Here is a 15,404-nt window from a genome sequence, read left to right as displayed (position 1 = left end):
GTTGCGCGGCCGGTGAATGGATTTCGCCGCTGTCGCGCACGGAGTACAGCGTGGAACTGCAACGGACTGCTCGAATGAATCGATCCGCAACGTGGGGTTGGCCCCATCGCCATTGCAGGTGCGACAACGGCGCGCGCACTCTGCCGCGCCGTGAGTCATCGTGTTCAGCCCAGCGGCCAGTTCAGGAACACGATGCCGTCGTTGTAGTCGTCGTCGGCGCCGTCTTCCGAGCCGACGATCCCGAAGTACGACTTCTTGAAGAGATCGACCTGCCGCGAGCCGAGCCGCGACGGCTTGCCGTTCGCCATCACGATCACGCGCACGCGCCCCTTGCCGGAGTCCAGCACCTTGGTGCCGTGGTTCTGGTCCTGCACGCCGGCGCCCTTGAACGTGGCGGCCGGTTTCGGGTTGTCGTCGATGTAGATGTCGATCGTCTGGTCGTTCGCCGCGTTGGTGAGCGCAGTGACGCCGAACTTGATGTTCGGCGGCAGGTTGAACGTACCGTCGCGCTCGCCGCCGCCGCCGATCGTGCCGCTACCCGTGCCGCCCGGGTTGCCGCCCGCTCCGGTTTCGCCGCTTCCGCTGCCGTGCGACGACGATTGCGCGGCCGTGTCACCGATCGCGGACAGGCTCGCGTACGAGTCGATATGCATCGCGCTGCCGCGCACGCTTTTCCACTGGCCCTTCACGAACGTGACGCCGGTGCCGGCGTCGATCGTCGCGACGAGCGTGAACGGCATGCGACCGGTGCTTTCGGGCACCTTCGACGAATAGGTGAAGCAACCATCCGCGACGACGCCCTTGTCGGTCGCGATCGCGAAATAGATGCCGGGGAAGTTGTTGCCGGTCGCGTACGGCGTCGGCACGTTGAGGATGACCTGCAGTTTCCCGTCTCGAATCTCTGCCTTGGCGATGTCGATGTACAGGCCCGGGATGTCGACGTAGGTTTCCGATGTCGCCACGGGTGCGCTGATGATCGAAGCCGAAAGGAGTGGCATGGATGTCTCCGTTGGTAGGGCGGGTTTCGATGCAAAAGGGGGAGGTGCCGCTGAATGCGGCGCGCAACCGCCGGCCGGCCCGGAGGCGGCCGGCGGTGGTGAGTCGTCAGGTGCGCGTCAGGCGTGCCTCAGGTCAGCCGATCGGCCACTGGAGCACGACGATGCCGTCGTTGTAGTCGCTGTCGTGGCCGTCTTCCGACACGACGATCCCGAAATTGACCGTGTACGGCGAGCCGTCCGATTTCTTGCCGTTGATCGGCGCGAGGCGCGCGTCGGTGGCCGACGGCTTGCCATTTACCGACACCTCGAAGCGGATCTTGCCGTTGCCGGAATTCAGCGTCGCTTCACGCGTGCCGTCGCGCGTCGTCAGCTTGTGATATGCGGCGGGTTCCTTGCTGTCGCCGATAAACAGCTTGATGTGTTGCTGCTCGGCGGCATTCGCGAAGAAAATCGCGCGGAATTCGGTATTCGGCGGAATCGAAAACTCGCCGGCGCGATTGGAAGACGTTTGAGAATCGGCCATGCTTTCCTCCTGAGGAATGATGGGTAAGGCTTCAAGCTGTGTCGCGCAAACGTTTGCCGTTTGAAATGCGACGTACCGAGCATGCCGAAAAATAAATAAGAAAATATTCGCCGGGGGAATGGCTATTGTTCAGTAAATCGAAAATTGAGGTTAATTGATTTAATGAAGTGTGTTTAATTGAGGGTGTTTCGATATATTCAGGAAATTATATCGACGTGCGTGTCGCTTTTCTGAATGATGCGCGGTTGCGCAGGCAGAGCGGGCCGGGAGGCGGGGGCAATCGGGCTTCGGCGCGGACGCTCGGCGTTCGCATATGGCAGCGTTGGTTTCAACATCAGCATCTCGGTCGTGGCCGCGCCCACCGGCCACCACCGAACGCCCACACCGAAACCCGATCGCAACAGGAAGGGCGTGCGGCAACCGGCGGAGTACGTAGACCAACTCACTCCGAACGTGAACAGGGGCCCCACCGGCACCGCACCCATGAAGCATATCGACGGGGCTGCGTGCCGCCTATCGGACAGGACTGATTCTGAGCGATCAAATTCGGCGCCATTTGCGCTCAGCCCGTTGACAGCCCCCATCCCCCTGTGATTTGATTTCGGCCATGCAAGCCGCCCAGCCCCTCTTCTCGCTACGACTACTAGCCCGTTTCTCCGGGCTGGGTCTGCGGCTGCGCGCTTTCCATCTGCTTCTTTCCTGAAGCGCCAGATTTCCCCCGCATCACCGACCTGGCCCCGGTTGTCGACCGGCGCCTGAGTTCGTCCTTCTTCCGAATCGTTCCGCTCCGTCCCGGTCGCTCAACCGCCAAGGCTGTCGCTTGCCGTACCGCTTTGCCGTTGTGCCGCTTTCTACCGTTTTCATCGCTGCGCGCGCAGCCTGCCACCACGACTGATGGCCAGCGCGCGGCGGTTTCCCGACAAACCGACCGAGGACCGAACATCATGATGCTGAAGAACCCCGCGACGAAGTACCGGCCGTTCACGCCCGTCAACCTGCCGAACCGCATGTGGCCGACGCGCACGATCACGCAGGCGCCGATCTGGATGAGTACTGACCTGCGCGACGGCAACCAGTCGCTGTTCGAGCCGATGGACGCGGCGCGCAAGATGCGGATGTTCAAGATGCTGGTCGCGATCGGCTTCAAGGAGATCGAGGTCGCGTTCCCGTCGGCGTCCGAGACCGATTTCAACTTCGTGCGCGAGCTGATCGAAGGCGGCCACATTCCCGACGACGTGACGATCGAGGTGCTCACGCAGGCGCGCGACGACCTGATCGAGCGTACCTTCGACGCGGTGCGCGGCGCGAAGCGCGCGATCGTGCACCTGTACAACGCGACCGCGCCGGAATTCCGCAAGATCGTGTTCGGCCTCGACCGCGACGGCGTGAAGACGCTCGCGGTGAACGCCGCGCGCACGATCAAGCGCTTCGCCGACGCCGCGACCGACACGCATTTCACGCTGCAATACAGCCCGGAAACCTTCACGGCGACCGAGCTCGATTTCGCGAAGGAAGTCTGCGACGCCGTGTTCGACGTGTGGCAGCCGACGCCGGAGCACAAGGCGATCGTGAACCTGCCGGCCACCGTCGAAGTCGGCACGCCGAACTTCTACGCGGACCAGATCGAATGGATGCACCGCAACCTCGCGCGCCGCGATGCGCTGATCGTGTCCGTGCATCCGCACAACGACCGCGGCACCGCGGTTGCGGCGGCCGAGCTCGCGGTGATGGCCGGTGCGGACCGGATCGAGGGCTGCCTGTTCGGCAACGGCGAGCGCACCGGTAACGTCGATCTCGTCACGCTCGCGCTGAACCTGTACTCGCAGGGTGTCGATCCGGGCCTCGACTTCTCGCAGATCAACGAAGTCGCGCGCACGGCCGAGGAATGCACGCAGTTGCCGATCCATCCGCGCCATCCGTATGTCGGCGACCTGGTGTTCACCGCGTTCTCCGGCTCGCATCAGGACGCGATCAAGAAGGGCTTCGCGGTGCAGCGCCCCGATGCCGTGTGGGAAATGCCGTACCTGCCGATCGATCCGAGCGATGTCGGCCGCACGTACGACTCGATCATTCGCGTGAACAGCCAGTCGGGCAAGGGCGGTATCGCGTACCTGCTCGAGCAGAGCTATGGCGTCGCGCTGCCGCGCCGCCTGCAGGTCGACTTCAGCGCGGCCGTGCAGCGCCTGACCGACGACAGCGGGCTCGAAGTGACGAGCGCGCAGATCTGGTCGCTGTTCCAGCAGGAATACGTGGAAGGCGATGCACCGCTGCGTTATGTCGGCCATGAGCTGACCGAGCGCGACGGCCGCGAGACGATCGTGCTGACCGCCGACGTGCACGGCGAGCGCCGCGTGTTGCGCGGTGAAGGCAATGGTCCGCTCGACGCGCTGATGCACGCGTTGCGTACGCCGCTGCGAATCCAGCACTACGAGGAGCGCGCGTTGTCGCAAGGCGCCGATGCGAAGGCGATCGCGATCGCGGAACTGGCCGGCACGGGCGTGCGCGGCAGCGCGTTCGGCGTCGGCATCGATGCGAACCTGACGACCGCGTCGATCCGCGCTGTGATCAGCGGTATCAACCGCGCGTATGCGCGTGCGGATGAAGCGGCGCAGGCGACGTTTTTTGGCGCGCAGCCGGCGGTGAAGGCCGTCGCGTAAGCGGGGAGCGTGGGGCCGCGCCGGTGGTGGTCGGCGCGGTCGTGTATTGGACGTCGTGATGTTGGGGACGGACACTGATATCGAGGCCTGACATTGCTGACAGGCGACGATTTTCCACAATGAGCGTATCGTTCATGCGGCCCGAGCGGGCCGTCCGCTTGATGTCGATATCGTGCGGACTCATTCGCAAGTCATGCCGGCGCGTGTCGCCGGCATGTCATTTGTAGGGGCCACGAACGTCGGGAGGGTGAACCGCCCGTAGTTCGGGCTGCTACGCGCTCCGTGGTCCTTCTCCATTCAACCGGCCCATTGCCGGGCTCATCGCGAGGAAAGCGTCATGACGAAACCCGACTCTCTTAAAGGCGACATCAAGGGGCAGGCTCAGGAAGCCGACCGCCACAACCTGGCGCGGCCCGCCGCGAACGGCGCACTGTGGGCGCGCGGCCTGACCACGCAGCGGGTGGCCGACCTGTTCAAGACGCCCGGGGGCCTGCGGGGGCACTGGATGCAGGTTCAGAACGAGGTCAACGCCGGGAACCGCTATTTCTATGGCGTCCAGAACGGCAACCAGACGACCGACGAAGGCAAGGAACTGATCCGCTGGATCGCCGATTCGGTGATCAGCGCCGCGCAGCGCGCGGACTTCGATTTTCCGTTGTATCAGCTTCAGTTCACCGCAGATACGGGGTGGCTGAAGCTGCAGCGCGTGTCGGGGCGCGTGATGGTGCTGTCGCGGCCTTGAGTGTCAGTTCCAGGGCGTCGTTGAAACCCGCGGTGATCAGTACGTTGTCGGTGTATCGAGGATGATCGTGGAGCGCCGGCACGTTGCTTCCGCTCGCGTGTGACGGGGGCATTCGGCGGCGGCCGGGCCAGGCCGCCACACACGCTAGGTTTCGTTCATTCCGCCGGCAGTCAGACCGACACCGTGATGCCTGCCGAACGCGGCGGCCCCGCAGGCCGCACCACGATTTCCACATGCTGGCCCAATGACGCCAGCGTCTGCATCAGCAGTTCCAGTGAAACGTTCCGGAGCCGTTCGCGTTGCTCGGGCGTGACGACCGGCCGCGCCATCTCCGTGAGCGCCGCAGCCTCGTCTTCGCTCAGGCCGCGCGAGACAATCAGCGCGTTGAGTTTCAGTACGAGCGCAGACTTGGCCGACAGGGCTCCCGCATCATCGAGGCCGAAGTCAGCCGGCAAGGTGTCGCCGCGTTGGCGCGAGTCGTATCGATTCATTGCGCATCTCCCGTGATCACCGAAAACTTCCGCCGCGGCTGTCCTGTTGCGCGATCGACGTCCTTCCCGGATTCGTCGCAGTGCCCGTCTTCGATCGGCGTGATCACCAGCCGCTTGTGCGTCACCTCGATCTGCAAGCGCTGCTCGGGTTCGAAACCCGCTGCCTCGATCCAGCGGCCGGACAGCTTCATCCACAGATGGAGGACCGGCGGCGCCATGTCGGTGAGCCTGAGGTGTGGAACGATGCGGCGAGTCTGAAAAGACGTTCGAGGGGACACGAAACAATCGTGGAAATGAAGCGGTGCGTTATGATTCGCGTCAGCCATGACTGACTCCCATGATGAGTGGGTTGTGGTCAGCGGCCCGCAGGTGCTCTAACACCAGCGGGCCGCGCTCGTTTACGCAGCGGATTTCGGTCGGCGTACCGTCACTTGATTTGCATGACGAAATAACCTGATATTCCCCGCGAAAACGTGCAACCACTCTAGCCGAGATCGATCGTTGTCAGGTGCCGGTCGGGCGTGTCTTCTTCGGCACCGACGGCCCCACCGATGTCTTGCATGCTTGCTGCGCAACGATTCCACGGCGATTGCGCTGGCGGAACGCATCATCACTTCATTGGGGATATGTCAGAAAGCGTGTCGGTCGAATGCTTCGATCCGACAGCCACACGTTGCGCGAGGATGTCATTCGCGCCGTGCAGGTAGCGCCCGACCTTGCGCGGGAACGCCGCCGTGCTTTCCGCCACGCCGGCCACGACTCATGCGTGCAGCGCGTCCATCTGCCGGCGTGCGTTCGCGAGTCCAGCCTCGAAGCCGTGCGGCTTCATGTCGAGCCCTTCCGCATAGACGAATTCCACATCGGAGATACCCATCAGGCCGAGCACGGCACGCAGGTACGGCGTGACCGCATCCGTCTCCTGGCCGACGTGCACACCGCCGCGAGAACTGAACACGATCGCGCTGATGCCTTCGACGAGCCCCATCGGGTAGGTCTCCGTGTACCGGAACGTCACCCGTGCGCGCGCGACGAGGTCGAACCAGTTCTTCAACTGGGTCGGCACGTTGAGGTTGTACATCGGCGCGCCGATCAGCAGCAGGTCGCTGCTTTTGAGTTCGTCAATCAGTTCGTCCGACAGCACGATCGCGCGTTGCGCGCGCTCGCTTGGATTGGCCGCGCCGCGCAGCGCGTGAAACAGCTCGCTGTCGAGCATCGGCAGGTGGGCGTCGACGAGATTGCGCACGATCACGTCGTCGGCATGGCCGTTGGCCTGACGCTCGGCCAGGAACGTGTCGATCAGCGCACCGGTTTGCGACTGGCTGCCGTTGATGCTGGATTTGAGGACGAGGATCCGAGCCATGCGGGTGCTCCGTTGTGAATGTGAGGACTGGAATCGATCGTAGCATCCACTTTTTATCGCCAAAAGCGATAAGATCGACGCACTGTGTAGCGTATTTATCCCCAATCGCATGCGAAACAACCTGAAGGGCATCGACGTCTTCGTCGCCGCGGCGGAAGCGAGCAGCTTCGCGCAGGCCGCGGAGAAGCTGCACATCACGCGGTCCGCGGTCGGCAAGAGCATCGCGCGCCTCGAGGAGCGGCTGGGCGTCGTGCTGTTTCAGCGGACGACGCGCAGCCAGAGCCTGACCGACGAAGGTGCGTTGTTCTACGACCATTGTTTGCGCGCGATGGAGCAGATCCAGGCGGGCGAGGCGCTGCTGGAAACCGGCAAATGGCAGATGACGGGGCGCCTGCGCGTGTCGATGCCGACGCTATTCGGTCATCTTTGCGTGGCGCCGATCCTGATCGAACTGGCGAAGGCGCATCCCGAGCTCGATCTCGACCTGTCGTTCAGTGATCGTTCCGTCGACCTGGTCGAAGAGCGCTTCGATCTGGCGGTGCGCGTCGGCACGTTGCCGAACAGCAGCGGCCTGGTCGCGCGTCCGCTGGGCGAGCACCGGATGGCGTTCTGTGCATCACCGGCGTACCTGAGCCGCTGCGGCGAACCCGCGACTTATGAAGAACTCGAACGGCACAAGGCGCTGGCCTATACGCGTTTCGGCCAGGTGCATCGCTGGCCCGTCATCGTCGATGGCCAGCGCGTGGAATTGCAGCCCGCCGTTCGTTTGCTGTCCGACGATTTGAGTGCACTGATGGATGCGGCCGTCGCGGATCTGGGCGTCGCGTGGTTGCCGTACTGGCTGGTGCGCGACGCGTTGCGCGGCGGCGCGTTGCGGGAGCTGCTGCCCGATCGGCCGGGCGTGATCTTTCCGATCCAGGCGGTGTGGCCGTACACGCTTCATCTTCCGCTGAAAGTCCGGGCCGCCGTCGATGCGCTGCGGGAACATCTCCCGGCCCGGCTGGCCGTGGTCGAGGCGCGGATGTGACGAAGCGCCGCCGCGGTTTTTCGACAGACGCGTGTTACTGGCCGAAGCGGTCCGCCACGGCATCCTTCAACCGCGCGGCGGTGATCTCGCCCATGTGCGATTCGACGAGGTTGCCTTTCGTGTCGAAGAAGAGCGTCGTCGGCAGCCCGCGCGAACCGTAGGTTTTCATCGCGTGCAGCGTGCGATCGAGCAGCACATGATCGAATCGCAGCCCTTTCTGTTCGAGGAACGCGCGCACCGCTTGCGCGTCTTCGCCCTGGTTGACCATCAGCACTGTCATCCCCGGATGATCCTGCTGCGCTTGCGCGAGGATCGGCATTTCGCGCTGGCACGGCGGGCACCACGTGGCCCACAGGTTCACGACGACGGGTTTGCCCGCGAAGCGTTGCACCGGCACTGGCGTTGCATCGAGCGCTTCGAGCTGCAACGCGGCAAGCGGCGGCGCGCTGTGCTGCAACGTGGCGAGCGTGCCCTGCGCGATGCCCCATGCGGCAACACCCGCAAGCATGCCGGCCATCACCGGGCGACGCAGCGCGGGCAGGCGGCGCAGGCGCCAGCCCGCGAACACGATCCCGGCCGCGAGGCCGATGCGCCAGTCGAAGCCGCCGTCGCCGAGCGAGATGATCGAGCGTGGCGCGGCGGCGTACTCGTGCCACCACTGCGCAACGTAACCGATACGCGCGGCGAGCAGGCCGAACAGCAAGGTATCGAGAATCAGGCTCGATGCGGTCTTGTGATGTCCGTCAGGCGGGCGGCGCTGGATGAAACGGGCGACGAGCCACGCGAGCAGCGCGGCGACGGCTACCGCGACGACGCGGATCGAAAAGGGACCAATGCTCAGCATGAAAGGGCGGGACGTGATCGAGCGGGGCTGGAGAGGGGATTGTCCGCCACGGCGGCGAAGCCGGCGACGGTCGTGTGGCGATTCGACAGGTCGCCGCGTATGGGGGTTCCCGTCGAGAACGTAACGGCGCGTTGCTGATTCGACGGAGGAGGCAGGCTCAGGACTCCGTGATTTTCATGCAGGCAGGCTGCAAATCAGCCCGGTCTGATGGTCAGTGGAATAGTGTTCATCGGCGATACCCACGCCGTCCCGCTCGATACGCGCTTCGTCCTCGAAGGGCGAGCGCGGCGTCTGATACCCGACGGGGCGCGAATGCGTGGCCCGTCGGGTAGCGGCGATTACAGCTTTTTCGACTTGGCTTGCGCTTCGTCCGCTTGTTGCGCGTCGGCCGCCGGATCGAGCGTCGCGAGCGTCTTCTCGGTGAATTTCTCGTACAGCCAGTCCATGCGCAGGCTGTCGATGCCGGCGATACCGCCGAGCGCATACGACGCCGACACCTTGAAGCGGTCGACCGGGTGATTGTCGGCGTCGGCGAGCGTCACGGTGCCGTCGACATGATCGTTGCCAGCCATGAAGCCGAACATCACTGCCGAGAAGCTCGAGCGCACGCGAATGCCGGTGACTTCCACGTTCAGGTGCATCGCATCGGTCGAACCAGCCGTTGCCAGCAGCTTGCGTGCGGCCAATGCGCTTTCGATTTTCCCTTTCAGGTTCTCGGGGCTGAATTTCAGATTGTCTTTCAGCGCTTCCTGCGCGGCATTGTCGAGCGTGACTTGCACGATCACGGGTTTCGAGCCGAATTTGGGCGTCGATGCAGTTGCGATGGCCCCCGCCTGATCGCTGGCGTCGCGTGTCACGCTGCTCGCGCAGCCCGACAGGAAGCCGATCGTCACCAATGCCAGTGCGGCATGTCGGAATACAGATTTCATGATTTGGTCTTTTTAGTTCGGGTTATTTGAGATGGCTCTGTGGCCGGGCAGAAATCTAACACCGGACGAATCAATTCAAAAGGTCGAATAGATCGACAATCGATTCGGCATTTATTTGTCGCGGTGTCGTACGCGGATGAAAAGCCGGTTGGCCGCGTTGCGAGGGATCGGGGGGCTGGCGATCGGGTCTTGCTGTCGCGGGGCTGACTACTGCGGACGATCACTGTCCGTTGCCGGTCACTGCGCCGCCGAGCCGATACGCGGTGAAGAACTCGTACCAGGGCGACCCTTCCCCGATCGGCACGTTGAGTGCCGCCGTCCGCCGCTTCAACGCACTGAACACGTCATTGATACGTGCCGTCTGCCCCGCATCGTTGAACGGATAGGGCCGCGCGCGGCCAGCCGCGAATGCGCCATACGCAATCGCAAGCAGCCGCGCACTGTCGTCGGTCGACGCGATCGCGCCGTTGATCATTTCAGCGAAGCGCGGCCGGTCTTCGGCGCGTGATCCGGCGAGGCACAGGAACACGATCGCCGACAGTTCGTGCAGATCCCTCACCCGCAGCAAGTCAGGCAGCCGCGCAACGATTCGCTCGACCGGTTCATCGCGCAATGCATCGCTGAAGTCGAGCACGGCGGTCATCGGATTCGTGTCCGCTTTCAGGCGATCGAGCGCCGACGATACGGCCGACGCGCTCGCCCCGTCCGACGACGCTGCTGGAGCAGCCCGCAACGCATCGGCCACCTGCTGCGTCCATTCCGGAAAGATCATCCGCACGTTGCCGAACTGCTCGCCGCCTTCCGCGACCGGATTCCATCGATACACGATCGTGCCGCCGCGAATGAACGGCGAATACAGGTGCTCGGGCGTTTGCGGCAGCGGCCGACGATTGATCGGCAGCCAGGCGAGCGTCAGCCAGTCGTAGCGGCCGGTGGCGGGCACGGAAGGGCTCGAACTCGCGACGACCTGCCACGTGCCGCGATTCGCATAGCGGCGCCGCGCGTCGGGCACCGGGACGGTCCGGCCTTTCGCGGTGTCGAAGTAGGTCGTGCCGGTCACGTTCGTGCCGCTGTCCGCGGCCGGCGTGATGGTGGAGATGACCCACGACGCGCCGTCCGCAGAACGGTAGTCGGACGGCTTCAGCGTGGCGACGTCGTGCACCATGCGCGTTTCCGATGCGACGGGGCTGGGAGGAAGATTGGCGGGCGCGGCCAGGATGCTCGGCATGGGATTTCCTCGGAATCGGGTGCGCATCGTCGATGCCGGGACGACGCGCGGCGGCGCGGATTGTTCGGATTGTTTATGTCACTGTAGAACGTCGCCGCCGGAAACGGAAACCGGCAGCACGGCGCGCCCCGCTCACGCGTGCCGCCGCTTCGGCTTACCATGCGCATCCTGAGCCAACGACGCACACCGGGCGGGAGCGTACATGACCGATACGAAAGCCATCACCGAACACTGGACGCAGGTCGCCGACCAATGGATCGGCTGGGCCGGCAAGCCGGGGCACGATGCGTTCTGGAAATACCGTGCGGGGCTCGCGGCGTATATCGGCCGCGACACCGGCCGCGCGCTGGAGATCGGCTGCGGCGAAGGCCGCGTGAGCCGCGAGCTGAAGGCGCTCGGCTACGACGTGACCGCGACCGACGTGGTGCCCGCGATGCTCGATGCCGCACGTCATGCGGATTCGGCACATCGCTACGAGCTCGCCGATGCGGCGTCGCTGCCGTTCGACGCGGCCAGCTTCGATCTCGTGATGGCGTACAACGTGCTGATGGATCTCGACGACATGCAGCGCGCGTTGAACGAAGCGCGCCGCGTGCTGAAGCCGGGCGGGACGCTGTTCATCTCGCTCGTGCATCCGTTCCGCGATCGCGGCGGCTTCGCGGGGCCGCAACCCGATGCGCCGTTCGTGCTGCAGGGCAGCTATTTCGGGCGCGAGCACTTCGACGGTGTGGAAACGCGCGACGGGCTGTCGATGCACTTCGCCGGCTGGTCGCTGCCGCTGCAAGCGTACATGGAAGCACTGGAAGCGGCCGGGTTCGCGATCGTGTCGCTGCGCGAGCCGCCGCCCGACCAGGCCGATACGGACCAGTTGAAGCAGTGGGCGCGCGTGCCGCTGTTTCTGTGGGTCAAGGCGCGGCCGGTAGATTGAATTGGTCGCCCCTAGGATACAAAAATCGACCGAAAGGATGAACTTGTATCCCCGGGGCTACCAGGTTTGCCGAAGCGGCTGTTCCCGAAAGGGATCATGGGCGTTCAATCGGGCGGGGCAATCCGCGAGATGGCGCTTGCCCACGCTTCGCCATTCCGCTCAGCGCGACAGCTCCTTCCGGTAGAGCACGGCCCCCGGCTTTTCCGCGACGGTGTCGTAGAGCCGCATCGCCGTGTGATTTGTTTCGTGTGTCTGCCAGTACACGCGTTCGGCGCGATGCGCACGCGCGGTGTCGTACACGGTTTCGATCAGCGCGCGGCCCACGCCCTTGCCGCGTTCGCTGTCGAGCGTGAACAGGTCCTGCAGATAGCAGGTCGGCCCGGCGAGCGTCGTGCTGCGGTGATACAGGAAATGCACGAGCCCGACGAGCCGGCCGGCGCGTTCGGCGACGAGCGCATGCACCGGTTCGTAGACGTCGAAGAAGCGCGACCACGTGAGCTGCGTGATGCGCAGCGGCAGCGCCGTGTCGTCGAAACGGCCGTAGAAGCGGTTATAGCCGTCCCATAGCGGCAGCCACTGGTCGTAGTCGTCTTCCGTGACCGCGCGTACGGTCAGTCCGGTGTCGTTGGCGTTCATGTTGGCGGACCTGTCGAGGAGAAGAGGGCGCGCCGCCGATCCGGCCGGCGCGTCGCAGGTCTCTACGATAGGAAGTTCGCGGCCCCATGGGTAGGCCCATGACGACGGCATTTCTTGGTGCCACGATCCGCACAATTCTCGCGATGTCGACGGTCCGTCAGAACCCGCGGTGATCGCGCCGGCTACGCTTGGGGCTGACAGGTTCAGCCCCCGCGCAACCCTGATGCTCGTGGCGCACCGCGAATCACGCGCCACTCGCTACGGTCAACATACGAGAAACAGATCACGCCTCTTGAGCACCGGCAACACGGTCGGGATAAGCCGACGGCTTGACCGCAATCGCGATTTTTCCTCGAACCCCGTTGTTGGGACTTTCCAGCCGCGCATGGGCGAGCGGAATGTCGGCAAGGGAATAGACGGCGCCAACGTGTGGGCGAAGCTGACCGCGCGCAATCAACGCACTCAACTCGTCCAGCTTGCCGCGGTTTTGTCGCGTGAACACGAAGTGATAACTCGCGTTCTTGCCCCAGGCCTGAATGAGGTTTTGCGGCTGGGCGATATCCACGATCGTGACGATGCGGCCAAGTTGCGCGAGCGCGTCGGGGCTGCGCGACAAGGTGTTGCCGCCGATGGTGTCGAACACGACATCGACGCCGCGGCCATCCGTGTCCCGCATGACGGCATCGACGTAATCGTCCTTTTCGTAGTCGATGACCACATCGGCACCCAGACTTCGGGCGAACTCGACGTTTGCTTCGCGCACGGTCGTGAACACCCTGGCGCCGATGGCCTTGGCGAGCTGGATCGCCACATGGCCGACGCCTCCCGCGCCGCCGTGTACCAGAATGCTTTCCCCCACGCGCAGTGCCGCACGCACGACCAGGGCTTCCCACGCCGTCCCGCCAACCAGGGTCAGGCTTGCCGCCTCGAGGTGGCTCAGCGCCGAAGGCTTCTTCCCGACGATGCTTTCGGCAGCCACGTGGTACTCGGCATAACTGCCGGGCCCGTCGAAGATTTGCGGGGTGTACCAGACTTCGTCTCCCGGCGAGAAGGCCGTCACACCCGACCCGACGGCTTCGACCACGCCCGATACGTCATGTCCGGTAATGCCCGGAAGTGGCACCAGGTCCGGATAGTCGCCACGCCGGACCTGGTAATCCAGCGGATTGATGGACGTCGCATGTACCCGGACCAGCACTTGTCCCGTGTGCGGCACCGGCTTGGGCACGTCGCGCAGTTCGAATGATTCCGGGCCGCCAAATGACTTGAGCAACAGCGCTTTCATTGCAGATCCTTATTTCGATAAAAAGGGATATCGGGAATTATCGATGTAATGGGGCAAAAAATTACAGGTCTTTCCCGATGGTCTTGGCCAGCGCGCTGATGGCTGCTTCGTTGCGCTTGTAGTAGGTCCACTGGCCGATGCGCGTGACTTCCACCAGGCCTGCTCGTTGCAGCGTCGCAAGATAATCGGACACCGTCGACTGCGACAACCCGACACCTTCCTGAATACTGCTGACGCAGACGCCCACCGTATGAACGTCCCCTTCATCCTGCGGAGGGAAGTTCTTCACGGGATCCTTCAAACCCTGCAGGATTTCAAGGCGTGTCCGGTTCGAGAGGGCTTTGAAGATGTCGAGCAATTCCATGGGCAGCGAGTATATCGAGAATTGCCGATATGTCAATGTGGGCACTGACCGCCGTTCTGGAGAGAGGCGGCCCGGTTCTGACGCCGCGCTTGGATTTGCAAGCCTCCCCTGGAAAGGAGGCCGTCCCGGATGTTTCGTCCGCCGCGGTTTCGGCGGCGGCTGCAATGGTTCGATGCGTATTCGCAATGGGTGGTCGGCGTTCGGCGCTTGCATGCGTCATGAGCCCGTTGTCATGACTGGCAGCCGGTGAGGTCGTGCGGCTCGGCGCGGCGATACGCGCGTGCCGGCGGAGGGCCGCACGACTGCGGCCACCGGCTCTGCCGGTCGTCGCCCTTACCCGCGCAGCGGCGGATTGAGTTGCGCGAACGCCTGCTGGCGGCGATACGGGAAGTACGGATAAGGCGCTTCCACCGCGCTCGCCGCGTCGAGCTTCGCGACCTGCGCGTCGCTCAGAGCCCAGCCGACCGCGCCGAGGTTCTGCCGCAGCTGTTCCTCGTTGCGCGCGCCGATGATCACCGACGATACCGTCGGGCGCTGCAGCAGCCAGTTCAGCGCGATCTGCGGCACGGTCTTGCCGGTTTCCTCGGCGATCGCGTCGAGCGCATCGACCACGTCGTACAGGCGTGCGTCGTCGACCGGCGGCCCGAAGCTGGCCGTTTCATGCAGGCGGCTGCCTTCAGGCAGCGGCGCGTTGCGCCGGATCTTGCCGGTGAGCCGGCCCCAGCCGAGCGGGCTCCAGACGAGCGCGCCGAGCCCCTGGTCGGCGCCGAGCGGCATCAGGTCCCACTCATAGTCGCGGCCGACGAGCGAGTAGTAGACCTGGTTCGCCACGTAACGCGACCAGCCGTGCTGATCGGCCACCGCCAGCGACTTCATGATCTGCCACCCGGCGAAGTTCGACACGCCGATGTAGCGCAGCTTGCCCGCGCGCACGAGATCGTCGAGCGTCGACATCACTTCCTCGACCGGCGTGCTTGCGTCGAACGCGTGGAGTTGCAGCAGGTCGATGTAGTCGGTGTCGAGGCGGCGCAGCGCGTGGTCGACGGCGCGGACCAGCCGCGCGCGCGACGTGCCCGCGTCGTTCGGGCCGCTGCCGGTCGGCAGGCCCGTCTTCGTCGAGATCAGCACCTGGTCGCGACGCCCTTTGATCGCGGCGCCGAGCACGCGCTCGGATTCGCCGTCCGAATACACGTCGGCCGTGTCGAACAGGTTCACGCCGGCTTCGAGGCAGATGTCGATCAGGCGGCGCGCTTCGTCGACGCCCGTATTGCCCCATGCGCTGAACAGCGGGCCGGTGCCGCCGAACGTGCCGGCGCCGAAGCTCAGCGCGGGAACCTTGAGGCCGGAGCGGCCGAGGGTGCGGTATTCCATGGCGGGTTTCCTTTGGGTGCT

Annotated in this window: 16 protein-coding genes and 1 pseudogene; 4 read left to right on the top strand and 13 right to left on the bottom strand. The window is 64.4% G+C overall.

Going from position 1 to position 15,404, the window contains the following annotated elements; genetic code table 11:
• Positions 1-164: 164 nt before the first annotated feature.
• On the bottom strand, positions 165-998 hold the full coding sequence (locus tag G3O06_RS00645; protein WP_174914341.1) for a fucose-binding lectin II: 834 nt from the start codon (positions 996-998) through the stop codon (positions 165-167).
• Positions 999-1,131: 133 nt separating this feature from the next.
• Complete coding sequence (locus G3O06_RS00640) at positions 1,132-1,521, bottom strand: fucose-binding lectin II (RefSeq protein ID WP_011356523.1); 390 nt, start codon at positions 1,519-1,521, stop codon at positions 1,132-1,134.
• Positions 1,522-2,468: 947 nt separating this feature from the next.
• Here G3O06_RS00640 and leuA point away from each other — a divergent pair.
• On the top strand, positions 2,469-4,178 hold the full coding sequence (gene leuA, locus G3O06_RS00635) for a 2-isopropylmalate synthase (protein ID WP_174997779.1): 1,710 nt from the start codon (positions 2,469-2,471) through the stop codon (positions 4,176-4,178).
• 337 nt (positions 4,179-4,515) lie between these two features.
• Positions 4,516-4,920: a peptide ABC transporter ATPase gene (locus tag G3O06_RS00630; protein ID WP_174914339.1), complete on the top strand. Its 405-nt coding sequence runs from the start codon at positions 4,516-4,518 to the stop codon at positions 4,918-4,920.
• A gap of 170 nt (positions 4,921-5,090) precedes the next feature.
• Here G3O06_RS00630 and G3O06_RS00625 read toward each other — a convergent pair whose 3' ends face one another.
• The 3 genes from G3O06_RS00625 to G3O06_RS00615 form a co-directional block, all read right to left on the bottom strand.
• Positions 5,091-5,411 carry a helix-turn-helix transcriptional regulator gene (locus tag G3O06_RS00625; RefSeq protein WP_174914337.1) on the bottom strand — a complete coding sequence of 107 codons (321 nt, stop codon included), beginning with the start codon at positions 5,409-5,411 and terminating at the stop codon, positions 5,091-5,093.
• On the bottom strand, positions 5,408-5,737 hold the full coding sequence (locus G3O06_RS00620; protein WP_174914335.1) for a SymE family type I addiction module toxin: 330 nt from the start codon (positions 5,735-5,737) through the stop codon (positions 5,408-5,410). Before G3O06_RS00620 ends, G3O06_RS00625 begins: the two co-directional genes overlap by 4 nt.
• Before the next feature lie 434 nt (positions 5,738-6,171).
• On the bottom strand, positions 6,172-6,771 hold the full coding sequence (locus tag G3O06_RS00615) for an NAD(P)H-dependent oxidoreductase (RefSeq protein WP_205814535.1): 600 nt from the start codon (positions 6,769-6,771) through the stop codon (positions 6,172-6,174).
• 109 nt (positions 6,772-6,880) lie between these two features.
• On the opposite strand from G3O06_RS00615, the gene G3O06_RS00610 reads away from it, so the two are divergent.
• Positions 6,881-7,798 (top strand): LysR substrate-binding domain-containing protein, encoded by a 918-nt coding sequence (locus G3O06_RS00610; RefSeq protein WP_205814534.1) that lies wholly within the window; start codon positions 6,881-6,883, stop codon positions 7,796-7,798.
• A gap of 34 nt (positions 7,799-7,832) precedes the next feature.
• On the opposite strand, the gene G3O06_RS00605 is transcribed toward G3O06_RS00610, so the two are convergent.
• From G3O06_RS00605 to G3O06_RS00595, 3 genes are all read right to left on the bottom strand, one after another.
• Positions 7,833-8,642: a TlpA disulfide reductase family protein gene (locus G3O06_RS00605; RefSeq protein WP_205814533.1), complete on the bottom strand. Its 810-nt coding sequence runs from the start codon at positions 8,640-8,642 to the stop codon at positions 7,833-7,835.
• 338 nt (positions 8,643-8,980) lie between these two features.
• Positions 8,981-9,571, bottom strand: a complete 591-nt coding sequence (locus G3O06_RS00600) for a DUF4410 domain-containing protein (protein ID WP_205814532.1) — start codon at positions 9,569-9,571, stop codon at positions 8,981-8,983.
• 220 nt (positions 9,572-9,791) lie between these two features.
• On the bottom strand, positions 9,792-10,799 hold the full coding sequence (locus tag G3O06_RS00595) for a hypothetical protein (protein ID WP_205814531.1): 1,008 nt from the start codon (positions 10,797-10,799) through the stop codon (positions 9,792-9,794).
• A 202-nt stretch (positions 10,800-11,001) separates the two neighbouring features.
• Here G3O06_RS00595 and G3O06_RS00590 point away from each other — a divergent pair, with 202 nt between their 5' ends.
• Positions 11,002-11,727, top strand: a complete 726-nt coding sequence (locus tag G3O06_RS00590; RefSeq protein WP_174987795.1) for a class I SAM-dependent methyltransferase — start codon at positions 11,002-11,004, stop codon at positions 11,725-11,727.
• A gap of 159 nt (positions 11,728-11,886) precedes the next feature.
• On the opposite strand, the gene G3O06_RS00585 is transcribed toward G3O06_RS00590, so the two are convergent.
• The 5 genes and pseudogenes from G3O06_RS00585 to G3O06_RS00570 all read right to left on the bottom strand — a co-directional run bounded on the left by G3O06_RS00585 (position 11,887) and on the right by G3O06_RS00570 (position 15,383).
• On the bottom strand, positions 11,887-12,363 hold the full coding sequence (locus G3O06_RS00585; RefSeq protein WP_205814530.1) for a GNAT family N-acetyltransferase: 477 nt from the start codon (positions 12,361-12,363) through the stop codon (positions 11,887-11,889).
• A 283-nt stretch (positions 12,364-12,646) separates the two neighbouring features.
• Positions 12,647-13,648 (bottom strand): zinc-dependent alcohol dehydrogenase family protein, encoded by a 1,002-nt coding sequence (locus G3O06_RS00580; protein ID WP_205814529.1) that lies wholly within the window; start codon positions 13,646-13,648, stop codon positions 12,647-12,649.
• 61 nt (positions 13,649-13,709) lie between these two features.
• Complete coding sequence (locus G3O06_RS00575) at positions 13,710-14,012, bottom strand: metalloregulator ArsR/SmtB family transcription factor (protein WP_205814528.1); 303 nt, start codon at positions 14,010-14,012, stop codon at positions 13,710-13,712.
• A gap of 114 nt (positions 14,013-14,126) precedes the next feature.
• Positions 14,127-14,225: pseudogene (locus tag G3O06_RS48825) on the bottom strand (IS5/IS1182 family transposase); the annotation flags it as partial.
• 120 nt (positions 14,226-14,345) lie between these two features.
• Entirely contained in the window at positions 14,346-15,383 is a 1,038-nt protein-coding gene (locus G3O06_RS00570) for an aldo/keto reductase (RefSeq protein WP_205814527.1), read from the bottom strand.
• Positions 15,384-15,404 lie beyond the last annotated feature (21 nt).

The organism is Burkholderia sp. Ac-20345, from assembly GCF_017104825.1.
GTDB lineage: Bacteria > Pseudomonadota > Gammaproteobacteria > Burkholderiales > Burkholderiaceae > Burkholderia > Burkholderia lata_B.
This window is presented reverse-complemented; position numbering and strand designations above follow the sequence as displayed.

What these genes read in the sequence shown, in the direction of transcription:
- G3O06_RS00645 (WP_174914341.1), bottom strand. Translation starts at nt 998, where the DNA reads ATGCCACTCCTTTCGGCTTCGATCATCAGCGCACCCGTGGCGACATCG.
- G3O06_RS00640 (WP_011356523.1), bottom strand. Translation starts at nt 1,521, where the DNA reads ATGGCCGATTCTCAAACGTCTTCCAATCGCGCCGGCGAGTTTTCGATT.
- leuA (WP_174997779.1), top strand. Translation starts at nt 2,469, where the DNA reads ATGCTGAAGAACCCCGCGACGAAGTACCGGCCGTTCACGCCCGTCAAC.
- G3O06_RS00630 (WP_174914339.1), top strand. Translation starts at nt 4,516, where the DNA reads ATGACGAAACCCGACTCTCTTAAAGGCGACATCAAGGGGCAGGCTCAG.
- G3O06_RS00625 (WP_174914337.1), bottom strand. Translation starts at nt 5,411, where the DNA reads ATGAATCGATACGACTCGCGCCAACGCGGCGACACCTTGCCGGCTGAC.
- G3O06_RS00620 (WP_174914335.1), bottom strand. Translation starts at nt 5,737, where the DNA reads ATGGCTGACGCGAATCATAACGCACCGCTTCATTTCCACGATTGTTTC.
- G3O06_RS00615 (WP_205814535.1), bottom strand. Translation starts at nt 6,771, where the DNA reads ATGGCTCGGATCCTCGTCCTCAAATCCAGCATCAACGGCAGCCAGTCG.
- G3O06_RS00610 (WP_205814534.1), top strand. Translation starts at nt 6,881, where the DNA reads ATGCGAAACAACCTGAAGGGCATCGACGTCTTCGTCGCCGCGGCGGAA.
- G3O06_RS00605 (WP_205814533.1), bottom strand. Translation starts at nt 8,642, where the DNA reads ATGCTGAGCATTGGTCCCTTTTCGATCCGCGTCGTCGCGGTAGCCGTC.
- G3O06_RS00600 (WP_205814532.1), bottom strand. Translation starts at nt 9,571, where the DNA reads ATGAAATCTGTATTCCGACATGCCGCACTGGCATTGGTGACGATCGGC.
- G3O06_RS00595 (WP_205814531.1), bottom strand. Translation starts at nt 10,799, where the DNA reads ATGCCGAGCATCCTGGCCGCGCCCGCCAATCTTCCTCCCAGCCCCGTC.
- G3O06_RS00590 (WP_174987795.1), top strand. Translation starts at nt 11,002, where the DNA reads ATGACCGATACGAAAGCCATCACCGAACACTGGACGCAGGTCGCCGAC.
- G3O06_RS00585 (WP_205814530.1), bottom strand. Translation starts at nt 12,363, where the DNA reads ATGAACGCCAACGACACCGGACTGACCGTACGCGCGGTCACGGAAGAC.
- G3O06_RS00580 (WP_205814529.1), bottom strand. Translation starts at nt 13,648, where the DNA reads ATGAAAGCGCTGTTGCTCAAGTCATTTGGCGGCCCGGAATCATTCGAA.
- G3O06_RS00575 (WP_205814528.1), bottom strand. Translation starts at nt 14,012, where the DNA reads ATGGAATTGCTCGACATCTTCAAAGCCCTCTCGAACCGGACACGCCTT.
- G3O06_RS00570 (WP_205814527.1), bottom strand. Translation starts at nt 15,383, where the DNA reads ATGGAATACCGCACCCTCGGCCGCTCCGGCCTCAAGGTTCCCGCGCTG.